At 64.6% G+C, this 19,183-nt stretch carries 3 protein-coding genes (1 of these 3 cut by a window edge); 2 read left to right on the top strand and 1 reads right to left on the bottom strand.

Features of this window, described 5'->3' with window-relative positions; all coding sequences use genetic code 11:
- Positions 1-112: 112 nt before the first annotated feature.
- Both NA5_RS19685 and NA5_RS19680 read left to right on the top strand, forming a co-directional pair.
- Complete coding sequence (locus tag NA5_RS19685; RefSeq protein ID WP_062988153.1) at positions 113-811, top strand: hypothetical protein; 699 nt, start codon at positions 113-115, stop codon at positions 809-811.
- An 82-nt stretch (positions 812-893) separates the two neighbouring features.
- Positions 894-1,082 (top strand): hypothetical protein, encoded by a 189-nt coding sequence (locus tag NA5_RS19680; RefSeq protein WP_157110528.1) that lies wholly within the window; start codon positions 894-896, stop codon positions 1,080-1,082.
- 12 nt (positions 1,083-1,094) lie between these two features.
- Here NA5_RS19680 and NA5_RS19675 read toward each other — a convergent pair whose 3' ends face one another.
- On the bottom strand, positions 1,095-19,183 hold the 3' end of the coding sequence (locus tag NA5_RS19675; RefSeq protein ID WP_062988149.1) for an MFS transporter. Its footprint extends 23,134 nt past the window's final position; only the last 18,089 of its 41,223 coding nucleotides appear in the window; the start codon falls outside the window, past its right edge — the gene reads right to left on this strand; its stop codon occupies positions 1,095-1,097.

Raw genomic sequence — 19,183 nt, 5'->3', positions numbered from 1 at the left:
TCCGCCTTCCAAGACGCCCGCAGCGGGTGTGTCCTAGTCGTGGCGGTCGGCCGGTCCGACCGGACGACCGCCACCATTGACCACCGATACGCCGAGGCGAAGGTTCGCGACAATGACGAACATACAAGCGGGACAGCCGGATACAGCCTACGTCCGTACCCGACCGGACGGCCGCGACGCGTGCAAACCGAAGGCGGTCGGCCTGGTCCGGACCGGCGTGTCCGGCCTTGCCGCGCCGCGACATGCGGCCGAGATCCGCCGCCACGCAGAACAACTGGGGTACCACTACCTCTACACCGTCCGGCCACCGGAGAATCCGGACACCGACCCGATCGGCTACGCCCTCACCATCGCCACCGGTGTGCACGCCGCCGCCCTGATCGTCCACGACCTGGCCAGCGTGGACAACACCCCGGCCCGTGTCTGCGAGACCTGTGACCTGGAGACGGTCTGCCCGCCGGTGACCTGGGCACGTGCCATGCTCGGCAGCATCACGCCCGCCCACGCCCACCCGGACCATCCGCTCACGGTGCCGGAATCACATCGAATCATGCAGCGGCACATAGCATGCCGTGCCATCACCTGTCCGAAGAAGGCCGCGGCACTGAGGTGTCTGGTGCGCGCGGGCGCGCTCGTCCCACCGGCTATGAGCCCGCGCGAACGCGCCGCGGCCCGCGGCCTGCCATTCGAACCGGCCGGAAATGAGCTCGCGGTATGGCGCGGCCCTGATCTCGCAACGCTCTTGGACGTGCTCGACGCACTCACCGACGCGGATTCCCACAGCGTCGCCGCCCCAGATACCCGGCCCTGACCGGATGGAGAGCATCCACCGAACCGAAATCAACGGCTTGCGAGCAACCTGGCAACTGAACCACCGCCATGAGATAGGAATCATGTTCGTACACAACACATCCGACGCAACGCCGATCGCATCGTTCGCCCCAGGCGACTACCCCGACCTGGTGCAGGCCCGCGAACGCCTCCCGAAACTCGCCGAACTCTGGGACGCCGTCCGCCACGACTTCTGGACCGAAGCCATTCCGGCGCACCGCCGTTCGCGCTCGCCCGAAACGCGGGAGTGAGCAGGGTGCCGCTCAGGACTGGTTTCTCGGGTGTCGTTGCAGCCACTCATCGAGTTCGGGCTGGTACAGGCGACCACCGCGGCCCCATGGCCCTGACCCGAATTCGACCTGGACCGCCGAGATGATGGAATTCATCGCGCGGCATTCCGGGGCGGTGGTCATGCGCATTACCTCGGCGCCGACGGTGGAAATCCGGACGGTGTCCATCGCGGGCCAGAAACGGTACGGCCAGAAGGTGAACACCTCCGGAGTCCCGTCCGCGCCCAGTCGTCCGGTCGCCACCGTCACATGGGTGAACCTGTTGAAGTAGACCAGGTCGCCGCGACGAGGCTGTGGACCGCTGGATTCCAGATAGCTGTGTAATCCATAAGGCGTGCCCGACGTCATCGAGCGCACACCGCGTGGCGACAGGACCACGTCAGCCAGGCGCATGTATTGATCCAGGTCATCATCCTCGATCTCCGAATTGTCCGACCACAGCGGCCTCGAGCCGGCGATGGGCATGCCGATCTGGTCGTTCCACCATTCGAATCCGATATAGGACCGCAGATAGTCCCGATCGAGGACTCCACTGAGAAGACCGCCGTACAGCGGCAGTTTGATGCAGTTCAAGCCGTTCGCGATATTGATCGCCGGGGGAGCCGAAGGTGCCGCCGACATCGCCCATCGGTCGAATTGATGAAAGCGCACCGGAAGTTTCGAGAGGGCCCACAGCGCTTGCTTTCCGAGCAGTTGGGTTTCGATGGCGTCGGCAACCAATGCTCCGGCCTGCGCGGGGTCGAGCTCATCGGGCCGTGCGATGACCGACAGCTGTTGTGCCGACGTGGCCGGTGCACCGGCTCGAATCGGCAACCCGGCCGCGCCGAACTTGGCCGCCGCCTGCTCCAGTTCCGCGATCAGGACCATTCGGCCCTCGAACCCCAGTGCGTTCGTCGCCGCGAGGAATTCCTGAACCTTGTCCGCATCCTCGAGATGCTCCCGATACTCCCCGGACAACACCGACTCGGCAGTGAACGGCAACGATGCCGTCTTCTCCCGCAACGTATTCCACGCCTGGTCCCGAACCCGGCTCGCCGCCTTCTGCAGTTGCTGCGCAAGCCACTGTGGATCGGCGGGAGATCCCTGGGATTTCGATGTAGCGCTGGCTATTTCACGGTCGAACCGGGTCTGCCATTGCGCGTCGGTCTCGCCATTGGGATCGGGGTAGTGCACACCTTCGGCCAAATCCGCGAGTCGCAACGACAGGCCATCGAGGTATGTATCGACCAATTCGATGTGCGTGCCGTCCACCGGCTCCTCGGTTTCCCAGGTGCCGTCGAGCTCGTCGGCGCTCACCTCGTTCAACTGCGCGTGCAGGTGCAGTTTGACCAGCCCATCCAAGGTTTCGACATAGCCGAGCATCTCCGGGTCGGGATTATCGGTGTAGGTCTGTCTCAGGTCGGCAATCACGCTGCGCCATTCACCTGGTGTTCGGGTTTCGTCGTATGGCAAGGCGAACCGGGCTGCCAGATCGTCGCGATATTGTTCGAGAAGGTGTAGCACATCGATGGGTTCAGGGGTCCGCGGCATGCCGTCATCCGCCATCGCCGCGATCTCGTCCAAGATCCGGATTACCTTCAGGTACCAATCCCACTGGCGGAGATCGTCGTACTCGGATTCCGAGGCTCGAATTCGTTCTCGAATAGCCTCCAGTTCCGTGCTCGGCACATAATGTCTCTTGAGTACGTTCAAGCCGTGTTCAATCGCCATAAAATGGTCGCTGAATCCCTTTGGTTGCGGCCACTCGTCCTGGTATGCGTTGCTGTTGTCGATCGGTACAATATGGAATCCATGCGCGAGCAGCCAATTCCCGCCCTCGTGTCGATCCCACGGGCGAATCAACATATCGCCCAGGCCCTGTCGCATTGCGGCAGGTGTAGGGAAATGTTCGCGCCATCCATCTTTCCCGTGCCAGAAGAGCTTGTTCGCGGGAATTCCCGGCACATATTCCACCATCAGCGTGAGGTCGTCGAGGCGTAGCACTTCCGGGGCATGTGTTCCGGCGTCGCGGAGCGTCCGCGAGCCCAATTGCTCGGCATCGGCGTGGACTTTTTCCCGGACCTTCTTCAGGACCGCCCGATAACCATTCCGGTAGAGGATCAAATAGACCGATGCCGACGAAGTGTGATGATCCACGGTCTTCAGACGTATGCGGGCAACCTCGCCCGAGGCTTCCGCTTCGGCCAGCTTCTCTGCGAACGGTCGCTCGTCGGCGAGGTCGTTGAGCCACGCCTTGGCATCACGGTCGGCCTCGCGGGTGCCCGGACGGTCGACGTAGTACTGCATCGCCGACTCCGGCTCAGTGTGTTCGCCGGATACCGCTTCCACGGTCAACTGGGCATTCTCGTCGATCAATACCTGCAGGTACTCGATCGGAATCCCTTCCTGCGCGACCCGTTCCCGCAGCCCCGGTATCAGCTCATCGGCCAGATTCTGTTGACCGAGTAGTGGCGATGCGACCACGATCCCCTGGCCCGGCACCACCCCGAATCCCTCGATCCGGTGACCGTCGTCATCCAGGATCGGTTCCGCGCCCACAGCTGCCAGCACATCCCTTGCCGCCAGCACCGCCAGCGCGGTGCGCACCTCATGCACATAGTTCCGGGCGCTCTTGATATGTGGTTTCAGCAATTCGAAATGCTCGACAGCCTTAGGAACCAGCTCTTCGTCGCGCAGCACGAGTGTGGCGAACCCGTCGACAACGCGCCGACGCAAAGCCGCGTCGAACCGCCGCCGCTGCCTGTCCTGCAGATCCTGGATCACCTGCTCGACACCCTCGACCTCCGCCCGATGCGCGTGCTCGGTTTTCATCCCGAGATCGCGAGCCAGCCGCAGTCCTTCCGCGGCCACCTCCGCCGCTTCCTTCTCGGCGGCCTCGAGTGCCCGACCCACCTCCGGTGCCAGCTCCACTTGGGCGGCAGTGTCCGGCTGATCGGATTGGTCCGAGGGCGCGGCATCGCCGGGAGCGGCCTGAGCCCGAGGCGACCCTGCCGGAGGCTCGGGGCCCCATTTCTGGTCGTTGTGCGGGTCATGATGGAAAGCAATTCCACCATCAGGGATTCCGGCGAATCCGAGCCCGCCCATGCGCGGTCGGCGGGGTCCGCGTCGTGCGGGTAGATCGAGTGCGGCCCGTTGGTCGAACTCATGGAAGGGGACTGTGGGCCCTGGCGGGTCGGTGCCGCCCGCGCTGCGAGGGTTAGCGGCCTTGCCCGGATCGGTGGTGGCGGTCCGGGGCTCGGTGCCAGCCGGTGGTTCCGTAGGCACCGAATTGCCCTCGGCCGAAACCGCAGCGGCCGACTCCGGTTCGTGTGTTCGCGTGGTCACTGCGGAATGAGCTCCGCGGCGGAGCAATTCGAGCACTTCGTCCAGTGCCTCGCTGAGCAGGGTTGTGCGTCCCATTTTTCCAGCCGCCAGCGCACGCATTGTGTCGCGCCGATAGTGCACGGTGTCCTCGTAGAGATTTGTGAGCTCGAGGCGCAACTGGTTGATCTCTCTCCGGGTGTCCCGCACGATCTGCTCAGGCAAGATTCGAGTTTCGACTGCGCGCAGGACGTCCGCGATTCGCTGCAGGAGCTCCAGTCCGCTGTTCGGCTCGTACGTGCGCGTCAGGTAGTACCGCGCGGCAGTGAGCAGATTCGACAGATAGTCGGCGGCTGCCGCGGCGAATTCGTGCTCCGGGCCTTCCTGGATGGTCGCGAACGATTCGTCCAGGCGGGGCAAGGATTGGAGGGCACGCAGCAATGTCATGTCGAATTCATGTTCCAGCCGTTCCAGCAGCAGCCCATCGACTGCCTCGGACCACGACTCCAAGACCCGCGGCAATGGAGTTGATCTCAGATGACTCGCGGCGTTTTCGGTGGGACCACGATGCTCCGTGGGCGGCTCGGCATCCGCGGGAATAGTGGATTCAGCGGCCCACGGGATGCAGCGAATGGCCCGCTCGGCGACATAGGCGGTGCGGCTGAGAGCTCGTGCTTGGTGATCGGCGTCCTCGAGTTCGTCGGCGGAGCCGGCCAAGATTCCCACACTGTCGAATACCGCGACGGTCGCGGCAGATATCCCGCGCAATTCTGGGATCAGGATCCCTATATTTCGCGCCAGTTCGAACAGCGTCGAATAATCGGTGACCGGACTGGTGGGGGCTCGGTCACGAATTCGCTCGCGCAACTCGTTCAGTGCCACATTCAGTGCCCTGGTCGCACCGATCATATCCTCGTGCGGCGGCAGCTGGCCGCGGCGGAACGCCGACACATGTGCGGTGACCGTAGCGTGCATATCGGCCAGGAAAGCGTGAACGTCCTCATCCGAAACATCCTCGAACCTGTCGAAGATGGCACCTGAGCTGATCGCGATCAGCTCCGAAGTCGGGATCCGGACGGACGATGTCGCCCGAGCCGCGTGCAATGTGTTGGTCGCCGGTGTGATCGGTGCCATAGCAGCGCGCTGGTTTTCCCGGGACTGCTGCGTCGAAACCGGGTTGATTTCGGCGGGGGCAGGTGTAGGGGATTCGCCGCGGTTGTCTGCCTCGTGCTCCGATGCGCGCGAGCGGGCCCTCCGCGCGTTCGGATTCGTGGCGTTGAGCGCATCGAAGATCTTGTGGCCGTGCAGCGCGGTCGGAAAGCGCCATTCTGCTCTGGCGACGCTGAAGGCCTGTACCAATTTTGTTTGTACGAATTCGATCTGGTCAGGAGTGAGAAGTCCGAATCTGGCCGCGCGGGTAAGCCGGGTCATGTCATTTATGACCCTACTGATCTGCTCCAATACGCGATAAACGTATCCGCCGGATGGCCCGACGCCTTCGAGTAGGTGGAGGCGAGCCCAGTCGTAGGCGGGATCTCCTTCCCTGGACAGCTCCCAGTCCAGCAGAATGATCCGGCGATCGGTGATCCGGAACAGCACATTACCGAAATGCGGGTCGACGTGCAGGATCCGGTAGCGAGTCGGGTCCAGATCCCATGACATTTGGACAACGGGTGCGAAGGGGTCCGCGGGGATTTCGGCCCTGGCGAAGTTCTCGCCGAATTCGGCCCGCGCCTGCTCGTATTTCTTGGTCCTTTCGGCGACCAGTTCGCGTACGAACTCGCCGGGGTCGCGCAGTCTGCCCTGTGGATCATCGGTGGTCGGATCTCCGGGTTTCACCGGGATCACGCGAAGCCGACGGAAGAATTCCTCGAGGTCGGCGATAATTTCATCGACGGGGATGTCGTCCATATCGGCGAGACGCTCGGCACTGTCTACGAACCCCTGGATCTGGACCCCGTCGACCCGGCGACCATCGGGCAGGACGATGCCGTCGATGACCCTGAATACTCTTGGTACGTCCGGTATTCCGAACCGGGCCAGCCTTTCCAGTATTTGCCATTCGGGCTCGACCTTCGTATCCAACTCGTCGGCATCCGGGTTAGGTATTCGGACCATGAAATCACCGACGCGGATATTCCAGTTGTAATGTCCGAATTCGGCTGCGGCGAGCTGGTCCAGTGCCGAACTCACCAGCTCCCTGACCATATCGTCGGCCATGTCCGCGCCAGTGGTTCCACCGAGATACCGGAACTCCTCGATGGCCGGATAGTCGGGCAAGGTTTCGTCGTGCGGATAGTCCGGCGAATGCGACGTGTCGGTCTTCGGCCGTTCGGCGACGAGCTTCATCGCCAACCTATGTGCGGCACCGGTCAGCGGGGGAGAACTGTATCCCGCGTCGGTACTTCCATCCCGGTAGGTCCTCAGCAGGCGATCGCGGTCCTCGGGCTCGAGAGCGTCCAGACAGCGCTCCACATCTGATCTGCTCGCGTCGAACAATGCGCGCATCCAGATATTTGACCGATCCCCCGCTGAAATCGCTATGCGAACCAGCACCGCCTGCCGAAACAGCGCGAACGACAGGTGTTCCTCCGCCAGTTGCCGCGCATGCTCGAGCGTGGACATCGGCTCACCCGCATCGCCCTGTGCGAGGGCTTCCGCGGTGATGTCTTGCGCGGCCTTCTTGTCGCCGACGACTGCCAGTACCGCGTCGAACACCGTCGTCGCATGGGGTCGCATGTCGGCAGCGGTGTCGCGGGGTGGTCCGGTTTCGTCCGCGGTGGGTGGCAGTGCTCCGGCGCCACTCGAAGTTGCGCCGCCAGTAGGTGATTCGGAGTTCGGCCCCGGCGCGGCGGTACCGCCACCGGGATCGTCCTCGTCGACCGGCAAGGGCGGTGGTACCGCATCGCCGTGTGTGGTGTTGGGGATCCAGTCACCGACGTTCTGGGCGGGCGCGGTGATTTCGTAGGGGAGCGTGCTGGGTACCTCGGTGCCGAAGTGGTAGTAGCCGAGTATTCGTTGTCCGGTGATGCCACCGATGAGCTGGATGGATCGGTCGGGGTCGGCGCGCAGGAATGCGGCTTCCGGGCGTGCGACGTAGACGCGGCCGGTGGTCGACCGGCGGCGGGCATGGTCGATGTCGCGGTAGCTGGTGAGCGGGCCTTCGCCTCTCGGAGCGATGCCAGTCGTGAATACTTCGGTCGGGGGGTGGCCGGGTTCGGGGATGTAAACGAGACCAGGGTCGGTGGTGTACGTGGCGGGGAAGTGGTCGTGGAGTTCACGGGCGGTTTCGGTGGTGTGCGGCGAGGCCTCGGGTGCACTGCCCGGCTCGCCTGCGGAGGCGGCCGGTTCATCCGATGCCGTCGTATCCCGTCGGTTGCCGGGATCGCCCGATAATGGTTGGGCGACTGGGTGATCCGCGTTCGAAGCGCCCCTGGTATCGGAATGTTGCTCCCCTGCACCGGAATTCGCCTCAGACGCTGTGTGCGTTGGCGATGATCCGATCAGGTTATCGATGAACGGCACGGCGGTGGTGGTGTGCCGCGGGGCGCGCTGCTGGACGGCCTCGGTGACATCGCGGATGTACGCCTGCGTCTCGGGGAGTCCGCGCTGGTGCAGGTACAGGCCGAAATCGGGCTCTCCGGCCAGCAGCTCTCCCACCGTCGAAACGAATTGTTGGAGTGCGCGCTCCTCGCTCGACAACGCGTCGCTCCGGGCCGTCTGCACTCGGAGAGCTTGGCGGAGGAGACCGGGCGCGGAATCGGGCGGCGCCGCAAGCATTTCCGCGACGACTGTCGCGAACCACTGGCCGATTCGATCCTCGGCTGATGTCGCGCCGTCGAAGCTCGCCTGTATCTCATAGGCTGTGCCGAGCAGGTAGGGCTCGACAACCGTGTTCAGGTGCTTCTCGTCGACCGTCCGGCAGGCGAGATGGTCTTCATAGAGGGTATCGGCACCCTCTCGAGTGCGCAGGTATGCCGGTGATTGGCGCTCGAGCAAGCGACAGCCCGGGAAGTGCAGTCCGAACACGCCGCCACGCAGGATCTGGTTCCAGTGTGCGTGTCGGGCCGACGTCAGCAGGGGCGGCGCCATCCACTCGTGTTCTGCCGGGAGCAGCGGTCTCGGAGCGACCAACAAGGTATAGGGATATTGCGGAAGCTCGTCGAGTGACAGCTTGCGGGCAATCCGAGCGATGACGTTGGACAATCCAGCCGCGTTCTGGGTCCGGAACTTCCAGATCGGGATCAGCACACCAGGCAGCTTCTGTCGATACTGCACGATCAGCAGCGCTCCCGCCTCTGAATTCGGCAGGCTCAGTTGCGTTGCCGCCTCCAGTGCGGCCGCGGTGAGCGCGGCAAGCGCGCTCAATCGAGCACTCCGCTCCGCCAGCCAGGACAGCTCCCACGTTCGCTGTTCCGGGCTATCGATCCAGGCCCGCCCCCGCGGCTCACCAGCCGCGGGCTCCCCCAGACGGTCGAGGTAGTCGAAGCCGTAGACGCGCAACTCCGCCTTCAGCGCAGCGGATTCCGGGGGCGGAAGCGCTGGCGATGACTCCGCCTTGTCGGCGGGCGGTCCTTGGATTTTGTGTGGGTGTCGGCGTCGCAGGTGTCGGTACTTGGGGAGTGGTCGGTGGTTAGCGGGGATCGGGACAGTAGTGCCGTTGGCGCTGAAGATTGCGAAGAGTTCTTTGATGTTGTGGTAGGTGGGTTCCCATTTATATTGGCCGTTTTTGTCGCCGTCGTAGTTGCGTACGCGGGGGATGTAGTCGTCGTTATCGGGTTCGTCGTCGTTGTCGGGGTCTTTGACGAGGGTGTCGAAGACGAGAAGTTGGCCTTCGACATTGACGAGGGTGATGATGTGTGCGTTTTCACCGTCGTCGGTGACAAGGTCGACTCTGTCGATGCCGTCTTCTCCGGTGCGGACGGTCTCGGCGATGGCGGTGAAGTATGGGTCGCCGTCGTATTCGATGGGTTGGAATTCGGCGCCGCGGGCGGCTTCGACAGGTTTCCAATTTTTGTTGGAGTTCCAGCTGCGGTCGGTCGGATCGGGTTCGGGTGAGCCGTCGTCGGTGAGTACGAGGGCGCGGTGCAGGGCGGCGAAATGGACGGCGCAATTTCGTACCAGGCCGGTGTCGAGGCCGGGGGTGTCCGGCTCCTCATGCGCGGTCGAGCCATTACCGCGCGGTCCATTTTTGCTCCTGTTACCCGTGAGGTATGCGAGGACGGCGGAGGCAGATGCCGAGGCGCCCATCAGGGCCGCGTTTGTCACACCGGTCGCAGTACCGCCTGCCCGCTCCAACTGAAGACCACCGAATGCGCTGCCGAGCATTCCGCTTACGGCACCCACCATTGAGGCTGCGGCGCCTGATTTGCCGAGCGTCTCCATGGGAACTACGTCTTGCTGGTACTCGAGAATCTTCTGATTGCTCAACATCATCAACAAACCGGTGGCAACCGAGGTCGGCCAAATGGTCCATGGGTTGGTAGTGGTCGCGTACTCGGCCATAAGCCCGCCGAATGACGTCAGCATGAGCGGATGCATCCATTTCACGCTGATGCGGTCCATGAACCGCTTTCGGGTCGCCGGTACCGCCGCGAGCAGGACTCCCGTACTGGTGCCGGAGAGCAGCAGTCCGGTCGTGGTCGCGGAATAGCCTGCGGTGTTGATGAGTTCGGCCATCTGCACCCCGCCGGAGAAGAGCGCGAAGGTCGACGGGATCAGCAGCCAGGTAGCACCGTGCAGGTAGGGGTCTTTGCCCAGGGCTCGGAAGCCATCGAGCAGGCGGCTCCCTTCCTCCGGTGTCGGCAAGGGCGGAAGCTTGCTCAGCGTCCGCGAACTCACCGCATAGGTAGCGGCGTCGCCGAAGAAGGGAATCGCCGATGAAATGTGTTCGAGCAAGGGAAAACTGAACCTGCCGAACGTTCCGGCCGCCTGACGCTCCAGCAGCGTCAAGGTTATCGCGGCCTTCGACTGTTCCGCCGTTTCAGCCAGCTTTCGGCCGTAGACCGTCGAGCTCACCCCGGCGATGGTGTCGCTCGCCGCGACGACAACCGCCGAGCCGATGACGGCCTGCAACGCGCCGGGCAGACCGGCGAGCAGCCAGCCACCGGCGACCGCCGTGACCGCGAGTCCGGCCGCCGCCGCCTTGCGCAAGGTGTCAAGGGGGTCGCGGTCCGCGAACTGTCCGGCCGGGATGTACGCGACCACTGCGGCGGCTTGGGTCGCGGCTGTGGTGAAGCCGGTCAGTTGCGCGGAGTCGCTCATATCGAATACCAGCGGTCCGACGACGCTCATCAGCCCGGCGCTGCCCATGGCAGAGATTCCGGTGGCGGTGTACAGCCGGGCCAGATTCTTGTTCGCGGGCCGCGGAGTTTTGCTGCGGATCCATTGCAGGAAACCGGTTTTCGATGACGCCGCAGCCTCGTCGGGCGCCGTGGTCTCACCGGGCTGCTCGGTGGCTGGGGTGGGTTCTGATTCGTCGTCTCCGGAGGCTGCGCGGCCGAAGCCGCCGCCGTCGATGTGGACTATTCCGAGTTCCTCGATCCGTCTCCTTCCGCGTAGCGGTTTGCGGCCGGGGTTGAGGGGGCTACCGAGGTCGCCGAAGATGTCGTCGTCGGGGTTGGGGACGATGTGGAAGTCGTGTGGGGGGTGTGCGGGCCTGCCTTGCCGGGTGGGGGGTGTGTTCGGTATGCGACGCTGCTCGTCACGCAGCGACTGATCGACTATCGCGCGGACCTGCTCGTCGCTCTCGGGCAGGGGACCATCGGACTGTAGCGTCGCCAGCAGGCGTCGGCACGCGTCGGCCGCATGCATCTCTCCTGGCACGAAAGGTGAAGGCCTGCCGCCCATTTGCTGGTAACGCCGACGCTCACGCTGCACACCGAACTGGGTTACGGCGTCGGCTTCGTCCGGCAACTGTTCGAGGTCCGCTTCCCATTCCTGATAGCGCAGGCTGCCCGCCTTGACCATCTCCACCCAGTCGGACGGCGAGGTGAACAGATCGTCCTCGAATTCCGGTAGGGCACTGGGCGGCAACTCGGCCCTCTTCAATGCCCAGTACAGCAGGATTCTGGAGAGCCGACCGTGGAAGTCGCCAGCCCCGTGATGACCCGCGACACTCCACTGCTGTAGTGCGGCGGCGGCCGAGTAAGGATCGTCTCCCGCGCGTACCGCCTCGTTGTACGTGCGGCACATATCTTCCACATCCGCGCGTGCCCCCTCCACACTGCCGAAGTTGGGATACAGAATGAGCCCGTGTTCGTAGGTCTCCTGCTGCGGGGGCGCATAACCCAGCAATGGGTCGGCATCGATCGCGGCAAGTTCTGCGGGGGTGAGTGGCGCTTCCAGCACGCGGATCTGGCGGGCCCCCGGCTGACCTGCCACTACCGGAGATATCACGGCCCCGTACGGGCCCAGCTCGAAAGGTCCGGGCACATAGGTCAATAACGGGTTTTCCGCGATCGCGCGCTGCTGGGATTCGGTCAGCGGACCGTCCAGCGCACCCCAGTGCCTGTTTTTCGAATAGGCGAACTTTCCGGCCTTTTCTGGGTCGAACCGCCAGCCCAGCCGACGGTGCAGCTCCGTAACGAAAGATACGCTCAACTCGTCGTCGAGATGGTCGAACGCGTAACCCAGGGCATCTAGCCAGCTCAACCATTCCTTGCGCCCGAAAAGTAGTTCGGGCCGATCCTGGTCGGCCGCGAAAGCTACGAGCGCGAACTTGTCCTCGATGTACAACCTGACCGCGAGCCTGCGTTGCGCGTCGGTTTCGATGCCGAGGGCCCGCTCCTTCTCGCGTATTTCGGCGTCCAGCTCGGCATCGGAGAGCTGCTCCTGGTGCGCGGCGGCCGTCGACTCACCTACTGGCGTCATCCGCCCTTGTAGGTCGTGGCTTGCCTGCGGGGCACTGTCGCCACTCGCGCTCGGCCCACCGAGCGGTGATCCGGGCTTCGGTTCTGGGGTGCGGGTCCCGCCGCTTGGGCCCTCATCACCGTCGTCGTTCGTATCGTTGCGATCAGCGGTCCCCTGCATATCGGAGCGGGTTTCGGTGACCTGCAGCGAGGGCTCGGACGCAGTGCCCGGCTCGCTGGCGGCGGCATTGTCCGCATTGTCGGCGGTTTCGGTGGGTTGCCCGCCGAGCCCACCCAACGCGCGCGCTCGAACGACTGTTGCGGTGCGGCCACGCGTACCGACCACCAGACCCGCGCGTTCCACCAATCTCTTCACGGCGCTCTCGGATATGCCGACGATCGCGCCAATTTCCTTGTACGACAGACCCTTATCGGCCAACCGAAGGAGCTCGACTTGGCGGCCGGACATGCCGTTCCCGGATGAATCCGGCGATTCCAGCCCTGCGGCGGAGCCGATCCGGCCGCGGACCATGCGGCCCTCCCGCCACCCTCGAAGCCGGGCCGCAACGCTTTTGCCCAACCTCTGATCCGGCTCGCCGTCGACGAAAGCCATACCTGCGAACGGGCCGAGGCTATCGAGATCCAGGCCGTATTCGGCACCGAGGCGCCGCAGGCAATCCGCCAAAGGCTCCCATTCTCGAAGCCGTGCCGTGTCGTCGGTATGGAATGACACCCACACGTCGGGCTCGCCTACCCGCTCGCTTCGGTTGTGCAACACGATCAGGTGATTCGCCACCGCATTGCGCCGGACCGGACCCGGACGTTGCAAGACCAGCGCAACCGTCGACCCGGGACGTTCGGCCATCCACCCCTCGACGGTACGCTCCTGCTCAGTCTTTGATGTACCGTGCCGACTCACCGAATCCCAGCCGCCTCGGTGCAACGCGGCGCCGAAGATTCGCTGCATCGCCCGAACCCGTGCGGCTCCCTTGCCGATCCGCGCGGCCGCACGCTCCCGGATGCTCTCGTCGCCGATGAGATCCGCGACCAGCTCCGCCGCACCGATCACACAGTGTTCGGAATCGTTCGTGAAGTCCGTCCATACTCCTGTATCGCCCGAGACCACGGGCTCAACGGAATCGCTCTGGACCGGTGCGGGTTCCGGATCGTCGACGTTCGGTATCGCAGGTGCCAGAAGCTCTCCCGGCCGTGCCTTCTGGAGCCCGCCATCCTGCAGGACCACTTGGCCGCCGACGATAACCGCACTGATCCCGGCGGCGGGTTGCCGCGGATCGGTAAGGGTGGCGACCTCGGCCTGGAAGGCCTCGGGATCGAATAGGACGAGGTCAGCGATGTTGCCTGCCTGAATGACACCGCGATCGCCGAGGCTGAATCGCTGGGCGGGCAGTGAGGTGACCTTGCGGACCGCCTCCTCGAATGGGATCGCGAGCCGCGCCGCCTCCTCGAAGTACTTCGGGAAGGTTCCGTACAGTCGGGGATGTGGCTTCGCCGCATCGGTGGGCAGGCCGTCGGATCCGATCATGCTGTAGGGCTTGCGCAGCACCCGTGCCATGTCCGCGGGGCTCAGGCACAGTGAGACGAATGTCAGGTCGCCCCTGGTCTTTTCCAGCATGTGGCAGACCACTTCGGTGACCTCCACGCCGAGAGCTTCGGCCGCCTGCTCCAGATTGAGACCCTCGAGCTGCTTGAGTTCGACCAGAGCCCTGAGCTCTTGCTCGTGCCTGAGATTTTCCAGGCGCACGAGTTCTTCCTGTCCCGCCGCCGCGCGCAGTCGCTCGAGTTCTTCCTCATGTCTGCGGACCTCCATGCGCGCGAGTTCTTCGTCCGGAACGAACGTCAAGACCAGCGCCGCAGGAGTGTCGCCTTGCAGGATGTTCTCCCAATCCGGGAATTCCGGGTCGCCATGGGCGAGGTGGTCGCGGATCTGCGCGCGTGTTTCGGGATCGCGCAACCGCGCCATAGTCTCATCCATGCCGCCCTGCAAGGCCCGGGGAGGCAGCAGGTAGATCGGGATGAGACCGGTACTCGCGTATGGGTAGACATCGACGGTGACGTCCAAGCCTTCGGCGACGGCTTCGTCGATCATGTCGAGCGCCTCGGCCATTTTCCCCCAGTTCGCGGGGCCGGTGGCCTTGAGATGGCTGAGGTGGACCGCCACCCCGGTGTCCCGGGCTATCTGCAACATTTCCGCGATGGAATTGAGTAGGCCCTCACCCTCATTTCGCATATGCGCGACGAGCAGGCCGTTGTGGCGTTTGACGACGGCCCCGAGACGGGTCAGTTCCTGCGGGGTCGCCGTGGCGCCGCCGTAGATCATGCCCAGTGAAAGTCCGACCGCACCGGCTTGCATCGCCTCCTCGACGTGTGCCTCCATCGTGCGGACTTCGTCCTCAGTGGCCTCGCGTGCATCCAGGCCCATCGCGGCAACCCGCACCGCGTTGTGACCGAGCAGCGGACGGACGTTCTGCCCCAATGCCTTTCGACCGAGCATGTCCAGCCAGAGCCGCATTGTCGGCCAGTCCCATGGCTGGTCGATCACGCCGAGTACTGCGGCGGCTTGCTCCGCGAGCTGCGTCGCATCCTGCGGCTCGACGGTCGGGAACATGCTGAAACCGCAGTTGCCGGTGACCACGGTCGTGACGCCCTGGCCGATCTTGAAGTCCAGCGCGCCCCACTTCGTGACGGCTACGTCGTCATGGGTATGCGTGTCGACGAAGCCGGGCACAAGGACCAGCCCCTTCGCATCGATGATCGGTGTGGTAGCCCGTCTGGGGAGATCGGGGCCAGTCGCGACGATGCTTCCGTCCCGCACCACCACATCGCCGACGAACGATGCGGCACCGGATCCGTCGACGATGGTCGCCTCGGCTATGACTACATCCGGCGTCAGCATCTCCGCCAGCTGCTCTTGCAGATGCTGGATGTCGGTGGAGTCGGCGTCGCGCAGGGCGCGGGCAGACTGTTCGAGGTCGGCCACCCAGGAGTGCACGGTCTCATACCACGCCCGCCGGTTGGGCTCGTCGCGCCGACGGTACGCATCGGCGTACCACCGCTCCAGCTGGAGGAGGTTGTTGCGCAGCCGGACGGCGGAGTTGAAGCCGTCGGCGTAGGCGCGCAACGAGTTCAGCCTCAGCAGCTGTCGGCCCGACCGCACCAACGCGCTACGCTCACGCCGCCCGAGCACCGCGCGCACGCGGTCGCTCGCCACGATCATGTCGACGACAGCCCGCACCCGCTCAGTGGGCGCGTCCGGTGGCAACGGCCCGATCTCGGCCCGCAGTTCATCCGGCAGTGCCCGGATCCGCGCGGCAAGCAGCTGGGCCAAGGCATGTCGGCGCTGTTCGAGCCGCATGCCCGCCGGACGGTCCGCGGCGAGCTCATGCAACCGCACCATCTCCGGCTGACCGTGGCCGATCATGTGCGCGACTATCCGGCGACGCCTTTGCCGCCCGATCGGATTGCGGTCGCGCGCACGCCACACGCCCGATTCGCCCGCCGCGTCGGCAATCGAGACGAAGTTCGCAGCGACCCGCTCCCGAAGCTCGGTCAGGGCGGGGCCGAGCCCGGGCATGCCGTCCTGATGAGTGCTCGGTGGCCCTTCTGGGTCGGGCGCGGGGTCGGTCGGTGCTGCGGGTGCTTGTGGTTGCGGGGCGCCGTGCGGTGCGGGCTGTCTGTTGCGAATCCCGTGCACGGGGTCGTCCGGGATATTGTTGCGCTGGACGGCGAGGATCGGGTTCATGCGGCGGGCTCGCCGGTTCCACCCTGCGGCGCGGAAGTGTGTGGGGGCGAGAAGGTCGCGCTCGGGGCGATGCGCGGTGTCGGTTGCGGAATCGTCTTGCGCGGCGGGCAATCGCCCGTCCCTCGACGGGTTCGATGTGTCTGATGGCGCCGCGTCGTCCCTGGCGTCGGTTGTTGGGGTGGTGGCGGGCGGATCTGTGTGTACTGGATCGCCGGTCTCACTATCAGCGGTGCGCGTCGATGATTGCACGACTGCGTGAGCGGGATTCACAGGTGCGGCGCCGGTTGGGTGTGCGGGGCGAGGCTGTGCGGCGGATTCGGCGTCCACGTCCGCCGTGTCGTTCGGAATTGGAAGCTCGAACCATGATGCTTGATTCCACCCGGCGACAGGACGTCTGAAGAATTCTACGCCGGACCGCATCGCAAGCGAATCACCTCCGGCCGCAACAGGTTCGGGTGCGGCGGCGAGATGTTCGGTGGTCGTTTCGAGCAGCGTGACACGCACGAGCTCGTTCGTCGTTTCGACGGTCACATGGAGTCTGCCGGGGCGCTGCCGCAGCGCTTCGCCGACAGCCTCTCGCAACGTGGCGCAGGCCGCATCGACCAGGCGCGAAGGCAAGCCGCGAAGCTGTTGAGCGAGCCAGTCCGCAGCCTCGGCAAAAGCAGCTGGGGTCCAGCGCTCGTACGCTTCGGTGCGCACAACATGTTCCGCGCCGTGCGCCGATACCGCGGCTTCCCGGGGACCGTGCGCCTGTTCCGGCCGCAGGTTCTCGGTGGGTGCAGCGGTGCTGTCTTCGGCCCACGAGACGCCCGACTCCGCCAACCGGGCGGTCAGTTTCTCGTGCACGACGGCCGACGCCAGCACGGCACGTCCCTCGTCGCGTCCCAGGTCCAATGCACCGCGTCGGAACGTGAATGTGTCGCCGTGCCGGACCAATTCGAAAGTGACCAAGGCAGGATCACATCGCGGCACAGTGACGAGCAACCGCACCGACATACCGTCGTCTGTCACCTCGAAGCCCGCGAGATCAACGCCGAAGGCGACCCCGCGGCTACCGGTCTGTGGGGCGATACCGAAGCCTGCGAACAGCAGATGGGCATCGCGGCCGCGGTCGCGCCACAGGTCGGCGACCGTCATCCGATCCGCCAGGCCGCGCCACATCAGGCCCTGTTGGTCACCGGCGATGTCATCGACTCGCAGTCGGGAGAGGTCCGCGCCCGCTTGGAGTAACGCGTCGAGGACCTGCGCGGGATTCATCGGGTCGGTTGTCTCCCCGAGAATGAGCATTTGCAGGTCGAGCTCGCTGATAGGGCCGATGACCGACCAGATTCCGAGGCCGCTCACATCGTCGAGCGAGCCACCGCGCGCGAGGAACGTGGCGAGCAGTTCTTCCGGCCAGGCGTTCTCCGAGGTGACGAAATCGCCAGCCGACGTCAGCAGGAAGCCCGCACCCGAGTTGGCGGTCGTGCGAAAGTGTTGACCATCGGGGCCGAGGAGCCAGCCGCGAGAATCGATCGTCGGCCACACGAGATCGACGTTCGTATCGTCGCCAGCCGACGAGGCGGGCGAGGCTATCGTCTGGTAGCGGGCTCGGCTCGGAGCAACCGGCTCGATTTCGGCAGCGGGTGCGGAAGAGATGACGGGCGTGGATTGCCGGTCCGGACCGAATTCATCGACTACGACGTCTGATTCCGCGAGCCAAGGAGCTACCCGCTCGGTGTGGAACTTCTCGACCGCTGCGGCGAAGTCTTCCGGGGCCCTACCGGGGACCACATTGGTGTAATGCGCCGTCTTGGCACCGTTCGCGCGGCCGAGAACCAGCGTGAGTTTGCCCTCCCAGTCGAAAACCGAACCCACTGAGAACGTGATGGCGAGCCCGTCCGTCGTGGCTTCCCATTGCTCGACATTCACCCAGAATTCGACGTCGCCGCCTTTGAACATTGTGGCGTCGGCTTCCACCACCCGCGCTCTTGTGCCACGTCGATCGATCAGTTGATCGAAGGTGGGTACGCCGGGAGGTCGCACTCTGCGCCAGAGCTCACCTTGGAGCTCGTCATCGAATTCGACCGTACTGAGGTCGACGTGCTTGGCGAATTCGAATTTGCATTGGGTGATGAACTTCGGGTGCGCCGAGGCTTTCGGCAACATCTGGCTGCCGGGCATGACTCGGATTCTTGCGTCCTCGGTGAGGAACCAGTGCCCGAAAGCGTATGGATAGTGTCCGGGTTCGGGGAACGAGCTGTACACCATGATGTGCGTCGCCCGATGGCGGATCGTGCGCTTGAACTGCGGCGTGAAGAGGAAGACGGCACCCTTCGGGCCGGTGATGTACCGGTCGCCGTTCTCATCGCGAACATCGCCGTGCTCGTCGAAGTCGACATCATCCCATGTGACATGTTTGGCCAGTTCCGGATGGTAGGGGAACTCATCCTCCAAGTCCGCCAGTTGGTATCGCGGCTCGGTCGCCGAATGCTCGGTCCCGGAGTGCGGAGCGGTCTGCCGGTCGACCGCTGTGTCGTCGACGGGATCCGATTCGACAGGACGCTGATTCTCGTCAGCGGGGTGGGTTGGCTCGGTTGTCGAGTTGCCAAGGTGGGATTCGGGAGTTTCGGAACTGCTTGCTGCCGAATCGAGTTCGGGTTCATGGAGCGATTCCGTGGGTGCGGGAGCTTCCGGGTGACCGATGAGTTGCCGCTGCGTCGCGACTGCCACAAGCGTATTCCGGCTCTTGCTGGTGCCGAGTTTGAGAGAAACACGTTCGAGGCAGTGCCGCACGGCGTGCTGGGAAATGTCGAGCGTCGCTGCGATCTGCCGATCAGTCAGGCCTTCAGCGACCAATTCGAGTACTGTCCGCTCGCGCTCGGACAGTATGTTCGGCCCCGGAGTGTTTGCCGTTGGCAGTGGGCGCTTGTTGACCGCCGGAGACAGCAATGCGGCCAGCCGGTCGGTAGCGGCATCCACCCGCTCCATGTCCAGTGGGCTGGGCTGTGTAACTGGGGAATTCGTTGCGGTCGGCTCATCGCTCGGTTCGGTTGGCGCTGCGGTGACCGGGCCGGACGCATCGGGCCCGCGCTGCTCGGCCGCCGTCCCGTCCTTTGCGGGGAATTCGGGTGACTCGACGCGGGCAGGGTGGGGTTTCGCATTGGCCGTGG

The sequence above is a fragment of the Nocardia anaemiae NBRC 100462 genome (assembly GCF_001612725.1).
Taxonomy (GTDB): domain Bacteria; phylum Actinomycetota; class Actinomycetes; order Mycobacteriales; family Mycobacteriaceae; genus Nocardia; species Nocardia anaemiae.
Note: the sequence above shows the minus strand (reverse complement) of the source record. Positions and strands in the feature narration are given on the sequence as shown.

Bases quoted from the DNA above. Each gene is read 5' to 3' on its own strand.
- NA5_RS19685 (WP_062988153.1), top strand. From the start codon at position 113: ATGACGAACATACAAGCGGGACAGCCGGATACAGCCTACGTCCGTACC.
- NA5_RS19680 (WP_157110528.1), top strand. From the start codon at position 894: ATGTTCGTACACAACACATCCGACGCAACGCCGATCGCATCGTTCGCC.